At 59.3% G+C, this 15,495-nt stretch carries 12 protein-coding genes; 4 read left to right on the top strand and 8 right to left on the bottom strand.

All coding sequences use genetic code 11. The features are described 5' to 3' along the window. Positions 1-89: 89 nt before the first annotated feature. Together H586_RS0113590 and H586_RS19340 are read left to right on the top strand one after the other, a co-directional pair. A complete protein-coding gene (locus H586_RS0113590) occupies positions 90-365 on the top strand; it encodes an HU family DNA-binding protein (protein ID WP_011368958.1) in 276 nt (91 codons plus the stop codon). Between the two features lie 82 nt (positions 366-447). Continuing rightward, positions 448-1,086 carry a chemotaxis protein CheD gene (locus H586_RS19340; RefSeq protein ID WP_011368957.1) on the top strand — a complete coding sequence of 213 codons (639 nt, stop codon included), beginning with the start codon at positions 448-450 and terminating at the stop codon, positions 1,084-1,086. A gap of 198 nt (positions 1,087-1,284) precedes the next feature. Here H586_RS19340 and H586_RS0113600 read toward each other — a convergent pair whose 3' ends face one another. The 3 genes from H586_RS0113600 to H586_RS0113615 all read right to left on the bottom strand — a co-directional run bounded on the left by H586_RS0113600 (position 1,285) and on the right by H586_RS0113615 (position 5,879). Further along, positions 1,285-2,130, bottom strand: coding sequence for a split-Soret cytochrome c (locus H586_RS0113600; RefSeq protein WP_027182334.1), 846 nt, complete (start codon positions 2,128-2,130; stop codon positions 1,285-1,287). A 561-nt stretch (positions 2,131-2,691) separates the two neighbouring features. After that, entirely contained in the window at positions 2,692-3,036 is a 345-nt protein-coding gene (locus H586_RS0113610; protein ID WP_011368955.1) for a DsrE family protein, read from the bottom strand. A 107-nt stretch (positions 3,037-3,143) separates the two neighbouring features. Then, entirely contained in the window at positions 3,144-5,879 is a 2,736-nt protein-coding gene (locus H586_RS0113615; RefSeq protein ID WP_027182335.1) for a bifunctional acetate--CoA ligase family protein/GNAT family N-acetyltransferase, read from the bottom strand. 241 nt (positions 5,880-6,120) lie between these two features. Between H586_RS0113615 and acs the strand changes: the two genes are divergently transcribed. Beyond that, positions 6,121-8,106 (top strand): acetate--CoA ligase, encoded by a 1,986-nt coding sequence (gene acs / locus H586_RS0113620; RefSeq protein WP_011368953.1) that lies wholly within the window; start codon positions 6,121-6,123, stop codon positions 8,104-8,106. A 168-nt stretch (positions 8,107-8,274) separates the two neighbouring features. Then, entirely contained in the window at positions 8,275-9,399 is a 1,125-nt protein-coding gene (locus tag H586_RS0113625) for a sensor histidine kinase (protein ID WP_027182336.1), read from the top strand. Positions 9,400-9,615: 216 nt separating this feature from the next. Here H586_RS0113625 and cydB read toward each other — a convergent pair whose 3' ends face one another. From cydB to H586_RS0113655, 5 genes are all read right to left on the bottom strand, one after another. Beyond that, positions 9,616-10,641, bottom strand: a complete 1,026-nt coding sequence (cydB, locus tag H586_RS0113635) for a cytochrome d ubiquinol oxidase subunit II (RefSeq protein WP_011368951.1) — start codon at positions 10,639-10,641, stop codon at positions 9,616-9,618. A 46-nt stretch (positions 10,642-10,687) separates the two neighbouring features. Then, a complete protein-coding gene (locus H586_RS0113640; RefSeq protein ID WP_011368950.1) occupies positions 10,688-11,992 on the bottom strand; it encodes a cytochrome ubiquinol oxidase subunit I in 1,305 nt (434 codons plus the stop codon). Positions 11,993-12,273: 281 nt separating this feature from the next. Then, positions 12,274-13,521, bottom strand: a complete 1,248-nt coding sequence (locus H586_RS0113645; RefSeq protein WP_011368949.1) for an iron-sulfur cluster carrier protein MrpORP — start codon at positions 13,519-13,521, stop codon at positions 12,274-12,276. Between the two features lie 39 nt (positions 13,522-13,560). Beyond that, positions 13,561-14,487: an ATP-binding protein gene (locus H586_RS0113650; RefSeq protein ID WP_011368948.1), complete on the bottom strand. Its 927-nt coding sequence runs from the start codon at positions 14,485-14,487 to the stop codon at positions 13,561-13,563. After that, positions 14,484-15,434, bottom strand: a complete 951-nt coding sequence (locus H586_RS0113655) for a nucleotide-binding protein (RefSeq protein ID WP_234702968.1) — start codon at positions 15,432-15,434, stop codon at positions 14,484-14,486. Before H586_RS0113655 ends, H586_RS0113650 begins: the two co-directional genes overlap by 4 nt. Positions 15,435-15,495 lie beyond the last annotated feature (61 nt).

The following is a 15,495-nucleotide window of genomic DNA, read 5'->3' on the forward strand; positions in this document are numbered from 1 at the left end:
AGTTTCACTATCCTTCTTGTCATGAATACTTGAACCATGTATGTAGTTTATAGTGGTACTTGCGGTAATTGACTCTTAGGAGGAACCTTGTGAACAAGAGCGAACTGGTAAAGACACTGGCTGAGGACTACAACCTGTCTCAAGATGAGGCCGTGGCGGTGGTCAACACCTTTTTCGACTCCGTGCGCGAAGCACTGGTAGCCGGAGACAGGGTTGAAATCCGCGGCTTCGGTTCCTTCAAGGTCAAGGAATACAAGGGCTATGTGGGGCGCAACCCCAAAACGGGAGACAGCGTGAAGGTGTCGCCCAAGCGTCTGCCCGTATTCCGTGCCGGTAAAGAAATGAAGGAACTGGTCAACCCCTGATTCCGGCCTTACTCCGCGCGCCTGCCGTTTTGCGGTGCGTGCCGTGTCTGTCCGGTCCGGTATCGGGAAAGGGCTTCCTGTCATGTCCGGATACAGTGCGGAACAGCGCGCCGCCATGCAGTGCATGTCGCTGGCCCGTCATGGTTTACCCCATGCGCTGGCCGACTGCGGACTGCCTCATGTACATCTGAAGATAGGCGAGGGCATCGTCACGCGGCGGGCATTGCTTATCTCCACTGTGCTGGGGTCTTGTGTTTCGGTCACGTTTTTTAGCCGCAGACTGCAGCTGGCGGGCATCTTTCATGCAATGCTGCCGGTGATCACGCAAAGCTACCGGCCCTGTAACGAGCCGTGCCGGTTTGTTGATTCGGCCATAGAGGCGGTGTACGGCAACTTTGAAAAGCGCGGCCTGCATCCCGAAGAGGTGGAGGTGAAGCTGTTCGGCGGCGCCTTCAGCATGGGGCTGCGCGAAGAACATCCTGACCGGTGCATGATAGATGTGGGCGGGCGTAATGTGCTGACCGCGCGTGAGGTTCTGGCCGCCAAAGGGCTGGAGATACGCAGCGAACAGGTGCAGGGCACGCGTGGCCGCAAGCTGCTTTTCAATACGCGTACGGGCGAAGTGTGGGTGAAGCTGCTGAACAACGCGGCCAACCAGCTTGCCCGCAGGCAGGAAGAACAGGCCAGAGCGCAGAGCGCCCGCGGATGTTCTCTGGACTGACGTGCGGCTGGCGCGCGTATTATGCGACAGAAATACGAAAGCCCGTCCGGAGTTTCCGGACGGGCTTTTTGTGTACGGCAGCGGGCATTGCCGGAGGTTCGGGTATGCAGAAACCGGCCGTGTACCGGTGCTGCGCCGCAGGCGGGGACTGCCTGTTCTGCCTGCGGGCGTATGTCACCGGTAGCGGGCGGAATGATTTTACGGGTGGTTGTTGTATTTGTCCTGTGTGTGTTCGCTGCCGGAGTGGCAGGGAGCACAGTCCATCTTGCCTTTCACTATGGGCGATTCTTTGCCGGCACCGTGGCAGCTGCCGCAGTATTCCACCGATTCAGGTGTCTTATGCTCGACCACAAATGCGCCTGTCTGTTTGGCGTTCATTATTTCAACTGCTTTTTTGGCCACGTCGGCAGTTATGCGTGCACAGCGTTCGCTGCGCTCTTTGCTCTTTTCGGCTATGCCGGTTTCGTAGCACCATTTGCTCACAGAAACGTGGCACAGCGGCGAATGGGCTATGCTGGTGGGCAGGTCGCCGGCAAAGCCTTTGGCTGCGGTGCCGGGGTTGTAAATGGGGAACGCGGTCTGCTCGTACCAGCGGTACAGTTCGGTCACCATGGGGTCGCGTTCCTTGCGTCCCCAGAACAGAGCGTATGCGCTGGCACCGCCCAGAAGGGCGCCGCAGATGGTTGCCCATCCTGAAATTCCGCTTTTGCCCACTTCGAGCATGCTGAAGGGGAACTGGTTATACGGTGCGCCGTATTTTTCGGCCATCATGCCTACAATGCCGTAGAACACGCCGTAACCGCAGCCGAAACCTTTGTGCCAGTAACCGTCGTACGCGGCAACGGCGCATTCTTCAGGGTCAAGAATGTGCGGCTGCCACGAAAACGGCTGTTCCTCGAACTGAAACCGTGCCGCGGTGCCGGGTGCCGCCGCATGCGCCTGTCCGGTCATGCCGCCTGCCACCAGCGTTCCGCCTGCCACTGCACCAGCCATCAGGCTGCCGCCGACTACACCAAGAGCCTGTCGTCTGCTTATTTTGGTCATGTTGAGTCTCCCTTTGCTCTGAATCAGCTTCCGGCGGGCACCGGAAGGTAGTGATTTGTGCAAGGGAATGTGCAACGTGCGTGCCAGCTTGTGAAAAATGTGAACAAGCACGGTATTTCATGCGGTTAGCGTATATTCTTCGATACAGAGGCGTTTTCCGGTGCCGTGTTGCCTGCATAGTCAGTATGACACATGTAAACAGTTGTTTGCATTTCAGGGGTGAAGCCGTGGTATAATCATCATAAATGGTGCTGTTTTCTGTCGTAGAGAGGAAAAGAGGCAGGAGTTGAATCATTGTGCAACGAATATGTGCAATCTTGTGTTTGCAGTGTGTGCTTTTTTCGCCGCATGTGCTTGTGAAAAAGGTAAAGATCGGTACGCTGAATTGGGGGCGGCGCCATTATATCCGGCAGGCGGACGGGGCGGTCCGGTCCGGAAATAGCGCATGGCGGTCAGACGGGGGCTGCGCCGGTTCCGGCTGCTGATGCGGCGCGGCATGCCGCACCGCATCAGCGGAAGTTATTCATGGCAGGACGGAGTATCCGGCAATACCGGTAAAGGTCAGAAGGTAAGCTGCTTCCAGTCAGACTGAAGCATGTGCGTCACCGCTTCTCCCACATACAGTACGTCCAGTCCCAGAGTTTCCAGCCTTCCTGCTATTCCGTAGCTTTCTGCGCAGGCGCGGCAGGCCCACAGTTCTACTCCCGCATCCTGCAGACGCGGCAGTTCTGCCTGCACGGAAGGGTCTTCCGCCAGCAGGCGGGCACTGGGGCCCCAGGCTATGAGACGCACGTGGTCCCACCAGCCTTTGCGCAGACTGTTGACCGCGTACATAAAGACAAGATTGTGAGCTGTTTCCGCATTGCAGCTGCTCCAGATGATAAAAAGTTTTCTGCCGGTATCCATGTGTTCTCCCTGTGGGTGCGACATGCTGCCTGTTGTGCTGTCCGGCGGCTGTGCATGGCCTTTTTGTCCTGCCGCATGGCCGCCGGAGCCGCGGAAAGAGTATGCGGTCAGCAGGTGCTGTCGGCGGATGTGTCCGGGGCTGCGTCGCGCGGAGTAAGGCGTGTGCCGTCCAGCGCCATGTCAAAGTGGTAGATGTCTTCATCAAAGTCTTTGGTGACGGTAAAACCGAGAGCCCGCGCCAGTTCCGTCATGCCTTTGTTGTCCGCCAGCGCTTCGCCCACTATGCGGCCTGTGCCCCGGCTGTGCAGATAGCGGATGATTTTATCCATCAGCAGCCTGCCCAGCCCTGCGCGCTTCAGGTCGGAACGTACGGCCACTGCGAATTCGGCGCGGGAGTTGTCGGGGGCTATCATGGCACGGGCCACTCCCAGAGTTTTCAGCCCGCCTTCCGGCGCCTGTCCTCTGGCAATGAATGCCATTTCACGGTCGTAGTCTATCTGTGTCAGCTTGACCATCTCGGAACGGGGCAGGGTGCCCACGTTACCGAAAAAGCGGAACCTTCTGTCCTGCGGGCTCATATGTTCAATGAATTCCCAGTGGTCAGGTTCATCTTCCGGCCGGATGGGCCGCAGGTCGACCACCGAGCCGTCCTTGAGACGGGCACACTCCTCCAGTTCGCGGGGGTACGGGCGGATGGCCAGCTGTTCGGTGCCTGTGGCGGTAGACCAGGCTATGCGCACATGCGCATCCAGCGCCACCACGCCGTCTTCATCTGCAAACAGCGGGTTGATTTCCATTTCAAATATTTCGGGTATGTCGATGATGAGCTGCGAAACCTTGACCAGTACAAGGTGCACGGCATCAACATCGACAAGCGGACGGCCGGCGGCATCGTGCAGACGGGCGGCCACTCTGGTGCGCGAAACCGCCTCGCGTGCCAGATTCATGTTGAGCGGCGGCAGAGCGGTGCTGACATCCTGTGCCAGATCGGCGCCTGCGCCGCCCTGACCGAAGCGGACCACCGGTCCGAATACGGGGTCGGTGGCGGTTTCGACCATCAGCTCAAGGGCGGTGGCCCTGCGGCACATGCGCTGCACCGTGTAGCCGGTGATGCGTGCGGCGGGCATCTGGGTTTTCAGCCGCTGCATCATGGCCGAAGCAGCCTCCAGCACATCACCGTCGGACTCCAGATCAAGCGCAACGCCGCCGGCCAGTGTCTTGCGGCGGATGTCCGGCGATTCCACCTTGAGCGCAACGGGATAGCCCATCTCTTCCGCGGCACGCACTGCGGCGTGTACGTCGGGCACGGTGCGTGTTTCCGGTATGTTTATGCCATACGCTTTCAGAATGCCGGTAGTTTCGGCTACTGTCAGTACCTGACGCTGCTGGTCCAGAGCTTCGTTGACCACCAGACGCGCGCGTGAAACGTCAGGCTGGAATGTGTCGGGCAGAGAAGGAGGCGCTTCCACAAGCAGGTCCTGGTTGCGGCGGTACTGTACCAGATTGAGAAACGCACGCACGGCGTTGTCGGGCGTGAAAAACGAAGGCAGCCCCGCCTTGCGGAAGGTGCTGCGGGCCCCTGCTGCATCATCTATTCCCAGCCAGCTGGTGAGCACGGCTTTTTTGGTTCTGCGGCACGCGCGCACAACGCCTTCGGCCACCTGTCCGCTGTCGGCGTAAATGCTTGGCACGTGCATGACCAGCACTGCATCCAGACTTTTGTCATCCAGCAGCACTTTAAGGGTGCGGGCGTACATGTCGGCGTCGGCGCCGCTTTTGATGACCAGCGGGTTCCAGTACGACCAGTCACCTTTCAGTTCGTTGTCCAGTGTCTGACAGGTTTCTTCGCTCAGTTCCGCCAGACGCCCTCCGCCAGCCAGCAGTGCGTCGGTGGCCAGAAATCCGGGCCCGCCCCCGTTGGTCAGTATGGCCAGCCTGTCACCTTTCAGCGGTGCCGCACGGGCCAGTGTCTCCACGGTGTCAAACAGGCTGTCGATGTCGAACACGCGCAGCATGCCCGCTCGGCGGAAAGCGGTGTCGTATACATCGTCCGAGCCGGGAGGCATGCCGGAATGTGCGGCGGCCGCAGTGGCTGACGCTTCCGATTTGCCCGACTTCATCACCAGCACGGGCTTGTTGCGGGCCAGCGCTCTGGCGGCGGACATGAAACGGCGCGCTCCCGATATGGTTTCAAGATACAGCAGAACGGCACGGGTGCCGGGATCGTTGTTCAGGTAGTCGAGAATATCCGCGAAGTTGATGTCGTACCTGTCTCCCAGTGAAATGAAATGTGAAAAACCGACGCCTTTCGAGGTCGCCCAGTCCAGCACCGAGGTGAACAGAGAATCGGATTGCGAGACAAAAGCTATTCTGCCGGGCAGCGCTTCGCGGTGGGCCAGACTGGCGTTGACGCCTACGGAAGGGTTGATGAAGCCCAGACAGTTGGGGCCCAGAATGCGCATGCCGTGAGCCTGCGCAATATCCATGACGGTGGCGCGCTGCACCTCGCGTCTGTCTCTGTCGAAACGGAAATACCCGTGCGAAAGCAGTACGGCAGCCTGTGTGCCGCGTTTGCCGAGCTCCGCAAGATAAAAAGGCGTGCTGTCTGCGTCTGTGCAGATGATGGCCAGATCGGGGGTGATGGGCAGCGTGTCTATTTCGCTGTAGCTTTCCAGCCCCATGACCGGCTCGCGGGTTTCATTGACAGGCAGCACCGGTCCCAGAAAAGCCCCTTTGAGCAGGTTTTCCATGACAATGCGGCCGGGCTGTCCGGGAGTGTCTGTGGCGCCGATGACAGCAATGGATGTGGGCTTGAACATCTGCTCCAGAACGGAAGAATTCACATCTCACCCCGCGTGCGTAGAAGGTTGCGCCGCCGGCTGCGGCGTAAGGACCATTCACGGGCCATATTTTCACGGTGAAAGGCATAAAGTCAATTTGAACGGGCGTAATCGACCGTTCACCGAAAAGAGGGTCTGTCAGTCTTCGCACACAAGCACAGGCGGTGTATACGTTGAGCCAGCGGTATGTTTTTTTTGCCGTAAGAAAAACCCCGAATACATAGTCAGGCAGAAGGAGACCCGTATGAGCCAGACCAATATTGAAAGCATGCTGGATGAAAAAAGAGTGTTCGAACCGCCTTTTGCCCGACGCGACAACGCGCACGTACGCAGCATGGAACAGTACCGCGAACTGTGCAGCAGGGCCGACGAAGATCCCGAAGGCTTCTGGGCCGAAAGAGCGGTGAAGCTGCTGGACTGGTTCCGGCCGTTTGATTCGGTGCTGGACGCCGACATGCAGCAGGCGGACATACGGTGGTTTTCCGGCGGCAGGCTTAATGTGGCATACAACTGCATTGACAGGCACCTGACACGCGGCAGACGCAACAAGGCGGCAATCATCTGGCAGGGCGAGCCGGAAGAGGACGTGCGTGTGTACACGTATCAGATGCTGCATGATGAAGTATGCCGTTTTGCAGCGGTGCTGCGTTCTCTGGGGGTTAAAAAGGGCGACAGGGTGTCGCTGTATATGCCCATGATTCCCGAACTGGCCTTTGCCATGCTGGCCTGTACGCGTATCGGGGCAGTGCATTCTGTGGTGTTTGCCGGGTTTTCGGCCGTCAGTCTGCAGAACCGCATTCAGGACTGCGAGGCGAAAGTGCTGGTTACGGCCGATGCCGTGCTGCGTGCCGGACGTCGTATTCCGCTGAAAAACAATGTGGACGAAGCCCTGCGCCAATGTCCCAGCGTGGAAAAATGCATTGTGGTACGCCGTGCGGGTGTTGATATTCCCATGGAGGCAGGCCGCGACCTGTGGTGGGACGAACTGGCTGCCGACCCCGAACTGGATGCCGTGTGTCCCTGTGAAGAGATGGAATCGGAAGACCCGCTGTTCATTCTGTACACCAGCGGTTCCACGGGACGGCCCAAGGGGGTTGTGCACACCACCGGCGGGTATCTGACCTATGCCGCCCACACCACGCAGTGGGTGTTCGACCTGCAGGATGACGATGTTTACTGGTGCACGGCGGATGCCGGCTGGATTACCGGACATTCCTACATTGTGTACGGGCCGCTGGCGCTGGGCGGCACGTCGCTGATGTTCGAAGGCGTACCCACATGGCCGTCACCGGACCGTTTCTGGCATATCGTGCAGAAATTCCGCGTCAATATTTTTTATACCGCTCCTACAGTTGTACGCTCGCTCATGCGGGAAGGCGTGGAGTGGACACAGAAGCATGATCTTTCATCGCTGCGTGTGCTCGGCTCGGTGGGCGAGCCCATCAACCCCGAGGCATGGATGTGGTACCACAACTATATCGGCGGCGGAAAACTGCCCATTGTGGATACCTGGTGGCAGACAGAGACGGGCGGCATCATGATTTCCGCTCTGCCTTACGCCACGCCGCTCAAACCGGGGTCTGCCACGTTTCCCCTGCCGGGCATTGACGCCGCGGTGGTGGATGCCGAAGGCAATGCCGTGGAAGCCAATCAGGGCGGCTATCTGGTTGTCCGCAGACCGTGGCCCGGCATGCTGCGCGGCGTGTACGGCGATCCGGAACGCTTCAGACAGACATATTTCGAGCGTTTTGCAGGCATGTATGAATCAGGCGACGGTGCACGGGTTGATGAAGATGGCTACATATGGGTCATGGGCCGCCTTGATGACGTGATCAATGTGTCCGGTCACCGTATGGGAACGGCAGAGGTCGAGTCCGCTCTTGTGGCGCATCCCGCCGTGGCGGAGGCAGCTGTGGTGGGCATGCCGCATGCTGTGAAGGGCGAAAGCATCTATGCCTATGTCACTCTTGCGGCTGACGAGGATGAGTCTGAAGAACTGCGCGCCGAACTGCGTACATGGGTGCGCAAGGAAATAGGTCCCATCGCCACGCCGGAGGTCATTCAGTTTGCCGACGGGCTGCCCAAAACGCGCAGCGGCAAGATCATGCGGCGTATCCTGCGCAAGATCGCTTCCGGTGAAACCAGTGAATTCGGCGATACTTCCACGCTTTCGGATCCCGGTGTCATCACCGACCTCATCGACGGACGTCTTGAACTGACGGGACGCTGATGTGGTATGCCGCCGGCAGACGGCGGTCCGGCACTGCACATATCAGGGCCCGCGGCAACATTGCCGCGGGCCTTCTTTTGCCGCTTGCGGTCTGTATTGTGCTGTGGCGCTGTGATATGCTGGTGTCACGGTCACAGACCGGGGTGCCGAAAAGGAAGGAGGATTCCCGTGCTGCCTGCCAACCCGCTTTTTGTGGAGACCATTCTGACACGTATGCCCGTGGGCCTGATGATTCTGGACGGTGACGGAAACATAGCCCGCACCAATCCGGCGCTTTCCGCCATGCTGGGCATCGCACCGCATGAACTGCAGGGCCGCGGCTGGGCGGAAGTGTTCATGGCGGAGGGCAATAATCTGGAATTCAATCAGGTCATAGTGGACGTGGTGCACAATGAACTGGAATTTCTCAGCCGGTCTGTGCCGTTTGTCGATCCGGCGGGCAGTCGCCGCGAGCTTGGAGTGCTTTCCTGTTTCATCAGACAACAGGATAGTGTTGCCGGTATTGTCCTGCTTTTTCAGGATATGACCGAACTTGCGCGCATGCATGATGCCGAACGGCGCATTTATCGGGAAAAGCTGCGGCTGGAGCGCGAGCGCGAGGAAGCCCTGCGCCTGCTGGCTCAGGCTGTGGCGCATCAGGTGCGCAATCCGGCCACGGTCATAGGGGGCGTTGCGGGTATGCTCATCCGTCAGCATTCCGGCGAGCCTGCACTGGGCAGAATGCTGGATGTCATCCGGGAAGAAACTCTGCGGCTGGAAGCCATGGTGGCGGAAGTTTCCTCTTTTGCGGCAATCTCCGCCGGAGTGTTGCACCGCGTCGACTGGCATGCCCTGCTGCATGGCTGGGCGGCGGACAGGCTGGCAGAAGCGGACGAGGCGGACATTGTGCTGCATGCCTGTACAGGCATGGGCGTTGTGTATCCCGATCTTGTGCGCCTGCTGCTGGACGAGCTGTATGACAACGCCCGCCGGTTTGCGCACACGGACAGGGCGCTCAAGGTGACGGTGTCCGTAAGCCACGAAGACGGATGGACGCGGCTGGTCATGCAGGACAACGGCAGGGGTATGGGGCGGGACTCGCTGCCGTATGTGTTTGATCCGTTTTTCACCTCGCGCAGCGACGGAGTGGGAATGGGCCTGTGCAAGGTGAAACGCTGCATGATGCTGCACGGCGGAACTGCCGCGGCGGAAAATGTTCACGGCGGCGGGGCGCGGTTCATCATGCGCTTTCCTCCGCGCAGCGCTTCGGCGGAAAACGGCGATGTGCCGCCGCCCGAAAACGGGCTGCGCTGACGGCCTCCATTCCCGCACGGGCTCCATGCTCCGGCGGATGGCGCACCGCGGGCTGATGCGCGTTACTGCCGGAGCAGCTTTTCTGCCCGGCTGGCGTTTGTTTTCCGGCAGTTCCTGTGCTGTCCGGTATGCCTGCGTGCTTTTCTGTATCAGGTGCGTGCGGGCATAAAAAAACGCCCCGCGGTGCGGGGCGTTCTGTTGTTTAAAGGTGCCGGACTAGTAGGCGTGGGGCGATTCCAGATCCTTGTCGGTGATCTTGAAAGAGAACACCGAGAACACCCATGCCTGATAGCCTATGACCACAGGTACACAGGTCAGCGAAACACCCAGCATGATCTTGAGCGTCAGCGGACTGGATGCCGCATTGGCTATGGTCACGCTGTAAGCCGGATCAAGGCTGGACGGAATGAGTGCGGGGTACATGCCCAGCACACCGAACAGCGTCACGCACACTATAGTCACAGAACTGCATATCCATGCCATTCCGGCCGATTCTCCGTGGATGAAGAAGCGGGTGGTGAGCATCATGCCCACGGCGAGGAAAAGCACCACCAGCAGCGGCGGGAAGCTGAGGTAGTTGCTGTACAGGTCGGTGTATACGGCCGTGGCGGCCAGAAAGGCCACCGCAGCGATGAGCAGATAGGGCCACAGACCCCGTGCGGCGGCGATGGCGCGGTCATGAATCATGCCGGTGGACTTGATGGCCAGCCACAGTGCGCCGTGTACGGCAAACATAAGCACAAACAGCACGCCGCCCAGCAGTCCGTAAGGATTAAGCAGCGTGAACAGTGTGCCGTGGTACACGCCGTCCGCATCCACGGGAATGCCCATGAACAGGTTGGCAAAGGCCACGCCCAGCAGCAGGGCGGGTACGACGCTGCCGAGGAACTGGAACACGTCCCATACCTTGCGCCAGCCGTCGGAATCTATCTTGTTGCGGAACTCAAACGAGACTGCGCGGAAGATAAGTGCGAAAAGCAGAATGAACAGCGGGGCATACAGCGCGCTGAACATCACCGCATACGCTTTGGGAAATGCGGCGAAGGTAACCCCGCCGGCCGTGATCAGCCACACTTCGTTGCCGTCCCAGAAAGGACCGGCCGCATTGTAGATGGTGCGCCGTTCAGTTTCATTTTTTGTGATAAAGGGCAGCAGCGTACCCATGCCGAGATCGAACCCGTCCAGCATGAAGTAGATGGCCCAGAGAACACCCCAGATAACAAACCATGTGGTTTCCAACATATTCTAATTCCTCTGGTGTACTGGTTCTTCAGGTTATCCCTTCCGCCTAGGCGGGCTGGGGGCCTTTCCTGGCGTATTTCTTCAACAGATAAATGTCGAGAATGCCGAGGAATGAATAGATGATCACCATGGCGATGACGGATGTGGCCACTGAAGCGGCAGGTACCGGCGACACCGCGTCTGATGTGCGCATCATGCCGTAGACAATCCACGGCTGGCGGCCCACCTCTGCCACGTTCCAGCCTGCCATGATGGTGATGTACGGCAGCGGAATGGTGTAGATGAGGGCTTTGAGCAGCCATGTCTTCTGTTCCAGTTTGTTGCGCCACAGCCATGCAAGACCGGCCAGAATGGGGAACAGCGTACCCAGACCGACCATAAGCCGGAACGAAAGGAAGGTCAGCAGCACGGGCGGACGGTCTTCCTTGGGGAATTCCTTCAGCCCCAGCACTTCGGCATTGGGATCATTGAATGCCAGCAGCGAGAGCACATTGGGAATGCCAAAGGCTTCGATGGCGTTCTTTTCGTTTTCCTGATCGGGCAGTACCAGCAGGTACATGGGAGCGCCTGCCTTGGTTTCCCAGTGCGATTCCATGGCTGCCAGTTTGGCCGGCTGCAGTCTGGCCACGGTGTTGCCGTGGTTGTGGCCCTGTACAGCCACCAGCACGGCGAACAGCAGGGCAAACACTGCGCCCAGCCGGAAGGAGCGGTTAAAGAAATCAAGCTCGTTCTTGCGCATGATGTGCCATGCGGAAACACCCAGCACAAAGAAACCGGCAAGCATCCATGAGGCGAAAATGGTGTGGAAGTACTGGCCCCACGCAAATACGTTGGTCAGCACTTCGTAGAAGCTGTCCAGTTCTGCACGGCCGTTGCGCAGCACATAGCCCACGGGGTTCTGCATCCAGCCGTTGGCAAGGATGATCCACAGGGCGGATATGTTGCTGGCAATGGCCACGGCCCAGATGGCGAACAGGTGAACTTTTTTGGATACTTTTTCCCACCCGAAGTGCCATACGGCAAGAAAGGTGGATTCAAGGAAGAAAGCGACGGTCGCCTCGATGGCCAGCAGCGAACCGAAAATGTCGCCGACATATTCGGAATAGCGCGACCAGTTGGTGCCGAACTGGAATTCCAGCGTGATGCCGGTGACAACTCCCAGTGCAAAGTTGATGATGAACAGCTTGCCCCAGAACTTGGCCATACGTTTGTACACTTCATTGCCGCTGCGCACGTACATGGTTTCCATGATGGCAAGCATCACGGAAAGGCCCAGAGTAAGCGGCACGAAAATGAAGTGGAAAAAAACGGCTATGGCAAATTGCAGCCGTGACAACAGGACGACATCCATACGAGCCCCCTTTGCGGTTTGCGGGTCGTGGCGTAAAGCCGCAGCCGCCAAGGTTAAAGGTGAAAAAAACAGCTCCATGAAGAGCAGGCAAACTTTTATTAAAATGAGTTATTATTAGCAAATAACTTCTGTTGCAAGCTCTTTCGGAGAAATTCCGGATATTCCCGCACAAAGAAAGGAATAACTTTTGTAGTTATAACAAGTTTTCTGAAAAGTGCTAATAAAAAAAGTGGCCGCAAGGGCCACTTATGATCAGAGGATAACAGGCAGAAGAGAAGGGATTAATGGTCGCAGGTGTTTGCTCCGGCAGTCAGCGAGCCCTGCATCCATGCGCTGACCACCTCATGGGGCGAGCCGCCGCTGATGCCGGTAACCACGTTGATGCCCTGTCCGGTGAACAGTGACTGGGCGCGGGCGCCCATGCCGCCGGCCAGCACCACGTTGACGCCCTGTTCGGCAAGAAAACGCGGCAGTACGCCCGGTTCGTGCGGGGGCGGGGTGATGTTTTCGGTACCCAGCACGGTTTTTGCCGTGGTGTCAGCCGTAACAATGGCAAACTGTTCGCAGTGGCCGAAATGCTGGCACAGGCTGCCGTTGGCCAGCGGCAGAGCCACCTTTACGGTGCCTTCGGCCTGCGGTGCCGGCACTGCGCCTTCGCGTTCATGCAGGGTGCCCGCGTGCGCCAGCAGCGGTTTGACAATGCGGCCTATGGCCTCGGCCACGGGATTTTCGGGCTGTGCCTGCACAAATACCAGACCCTTGTCGCCGCAGCGGCTCATAAGAGATGTGGCAGGCACAGCCCCCAGGAACGGAACATTGGTTTCTTTTGCCAGCGCTTCGCCGCCCCCCTGCCCGAACAGCGGTTCCACATGGTCGCACTGCGGGCAGGCAAAGCCGCTCATATTTTCGACAACACCGGCAATGGGGTTGCCCAGCTCGCGGCAGAAGCCGATGGAGCGGCGCACGTCGTCCACGGCCACCGCCTGCGGGGTGGTCACAATAACGGCGCGGGCGTCGGTGCCCAGCAGCTGCAGCACGCTCAGCGGTTCGTCGCCGGTGCCGGGAGGGCAGTCGACAACCAGAAAGTCGAGATCGCCCCACGCAACTTCTGAAAGCATCTGTTTGATGAAGCCCATTTTGACGGGGCCGCGCCAGATGACAGCCTGCTGCGGGTCGGGAATCATGAAGCCCACAGACATGACGGACAGGTTGGCGTTCCACGGCACGGGCAGCAGCGAGCGTTCTTCCATGCGAATTTCGGCTTTATCCAGACCGAGCAGACGCGGAATGCTGGGGCCGTGTACGTCCACGTCCAGCAGGCCCACCTTCTGACCGGCCAGAGCCAGCGAGACGGCAATGTTTGCGGCAATGGTGCTTTTGCCCACGCCGCCCTTGCCGGACATGACCACAACTTTGTTGCGGATGCGCGACACCGAGCTTTCCAGCCTCAGATCTTCAGGCGATTTGTTTTCATGGCATCCGCCGGAGGAGCAGTTTCCACCGGCGGAGCAACCGCAAGATTCACTCATGGGTTTCTCCTTGGAGTAATGAATACGCAAGCCGGATGTCTAGCCCGCCACCCGCTGCATGACGGGGATGTGCGTCTCTGCGCGGGGGGCCGGATTTTCAAGCATATCCAGCATGGTTGTCCACAGATTTTCAAACACCGGCCGCCATCGGTCGGGGTCGGTTTCGGTTATGCTTCTGCCCTGCAGCTGCGCCTGCGTCACGGCGGTGTCGTAGGGCAGTTCGGCCAGTACGGGCACTTTGTGTTCCAGACAGAAAGCCCGTACCTCATCGGCCGTTTGCCGGTGCACGTCGCTTTTGTTGAGCACGCAGGCGCATGGAAGCGAAAAATGCCGCGCAAGCTGCACCGCGCGTTCAAGATCGTGCAGTGCCGAAACAGAAGGTTCCGTCACCAGCAGGGCCATGTCGGCATTGCTCATGCAGGCAATGACCGGACATCCTATGCCGGGAGGTCCGTCGGTCAGCAGTACCTGAGCGCCTTCCTTGTGCGCCATGGCGGCGGATTCGCGGCGTACGGTGGTGACCAGTTTGCCGGAATTTTCCTGCCCGATACCCAGTGCCGCGTGCACCATGACCCCGTGCCGCGTGTCCGAAACGAACCACTGCCCGCATTTGCGGTCGTTCATGGTGACCGCCTGCGCGGGGCAGACGTGCAGGCATACCGCACAGCCTTCGCAGAATTCGGGCCGTATCTGCCATTTGCCGTCGGCTGCCACCGTTACGGCATCAAAGCGGCAGTGGTCGGCGCACGACCCGCAGCCGATGCACAGCAGAGGGTCAACGGAAGCCAGCTGTCCGGCATAAAAATCGACAGTGCGCCGCACTTCGGGCTGCAGAATCAGATGCAGGTCTGCGGCGTCCACATCGCAGTCGGCCAGTACTTTGACCGGCCCGGTGGCGGCCAGCGCCGCGGTGACGGATGTTTTTCCTGTGCCGCCCTTGCCGCTGATGACTATTATTTCCTTCATGCGGTCTTCTCCTGTCCGTGCTGCGCCGCGTTGTGTGCATGCCGCAGCACGGTATGCAGCAGTCTGTCAAAGCAGCCTGTCATGCCGTCCACGGCATCAATGAGCAGCCTGCCCGAAGAAACAGCCTGTGCCGCCTGTGGCGAGTGAGGTACGGTGCCCAGCAGGGGAATGCGGTGCCTGTCCAGATATTCGCGCACGCGGCCGTCGCCCATGCCGTCGCGGTTTATGACCACGCCGAAGGGTCTGCCGAGCGTGTGCAGCGTTTCCACCGCAAGGCGCAGGTCGTGCAGTCCGAAAGGCGTCGGTTCGGTCACCAGCACGCTGTAGTCGGCGTTTTCCACGGTGGATATCATGGGGCAGGATGTGCCGGGAGGGCTGTCCCAGAAAGTGAGTCCGTTGGGGGTGCCGGCAGAAACGGCGTGGGCCTGCTGCTTTACTTCGCGTATGAGCGGCGGTGCCATGGCTTCTGAAATTCTCATTCTGCCGGAAACCAGCGTAAGGGCGGCCGCACCGGCGGAGGCACCGGCGGGTACGGGCAGCTGCGGTGTGCGTATTTCCACGGTGCCCACGGGGCGTGTGGTTTCCGTGATGGCGCCGGAAGGGCATATCATCATGCACAGCCCGCAACCGTGACACAGTTCTGAAAAGGCCATGACACCCTTCATCCATGTAAGAGCCTTGAACCGGCACTCTTCGACACACTTGCGGCAGCTGTCGCCAAGGCATTTGGCCTTGTCCACGGCGGGTACCGGCAGCGAATGCGTCAGTGTCATCACAGGTTCGCCCGGCATGAAAAGGTGAGCGTTGGGTTCTTCCACATCGCAGTCGGCCAGAACCGTGGGGTGACCGCTGCGGGCGGCGTGCACGGCCAGATTGACCGCAAGGGTTGTCTTGCCGGTGCCGCCTTTGCCGCTGGCTATGGCGATATGCATACTTTTCCTCGTCATGGCCCCGCCGGCGGAAATGCGGGGCCGTATTGTGTCTGATGTGCGGAACGGCTTCATGGCT

It is taken from the genome of Oleidesulfovibrio alaskensis DSM 16109 (assembly GCF_000482745.1).
GTDB classification, from domain to species: domain Bacteria; phylum Desulfobacterota; class Desulfovibrionia; order Desulfovibrionales; family Desulfovibrionaceae; genus Oleidesulfovibrio; species Oleidesulfovibrio alaskensis.

What these genes read in the sequence shown, in the direction of transcription:
- H586_RS19340 (WP_011368957.1), top strand. Translation starts at nt 448, where the DNA reads ATGTCCGGATACAGTGCGGAACAGCGCGCCGCCATGCAGTGCATGTCG.
- cydB (WP_011368951.1), bottom strand. Translation starts at nt 10,641, where the DNA reads ATGTTGGAAACCACATGGTTTGTTATCTGGGGTGTTCTCTGGGCCATC.
- H586_RS0113650 (WP_011368948.1), bottom strand. Translation starts at nt 14,487, where the DNA reads ATGAAGGAAATAATAGTCATCAGCGGCAAGGGCGGCACAGGAAAAACA.
- H586_RS0113610 (WP_011368955.1), bottom strand. Translation starts at nt 3,036, where the DNA reads ATGGATACCGGCAGAAAACTTTTTATCATCTGGAGCAGCTGCAATGCG.
- H586_RS0113600 (WP_027182334.1), bottom strand. Translation starts at nt 2,130, where the DNA reads ATGACCAAAATAAGCAGACGACAGGCTCTTGGTGTAGTCGGCGGCAGC.
- H586_RS0113655 (WP_234702968.1), bottom strand. Translation starts at nt 15,434, where the DNA reads ATGACGAGGAAAAGTATGCATATCGCCATAGCCAGCGGCAAAGGCGGC.
- H586_RS0113645 (WP_011368949.1), bottom strand. Translation starts at nt 13,521, where the DNA reads ATGAGTGAATCTTGCGGTTGCTCCGCCGGTGGAAACTGCTCCTCCGGC.
- acs (WP_011368953.1), top strand. Translation starts at nt 6,121, where the DNA reads ATGAGCCAGACCAATATTGAAAGCATGCTGGATGAAAAAAGAGTGTTC.
- H586_RS0113640 (WP_011368950.1), bottom strand. Translation starts at nt 11,992, where the DNA reads ATGGATGTCGTCCTGTTGTCACGGCTGCAATTTGCCATAGCCGTTTTT.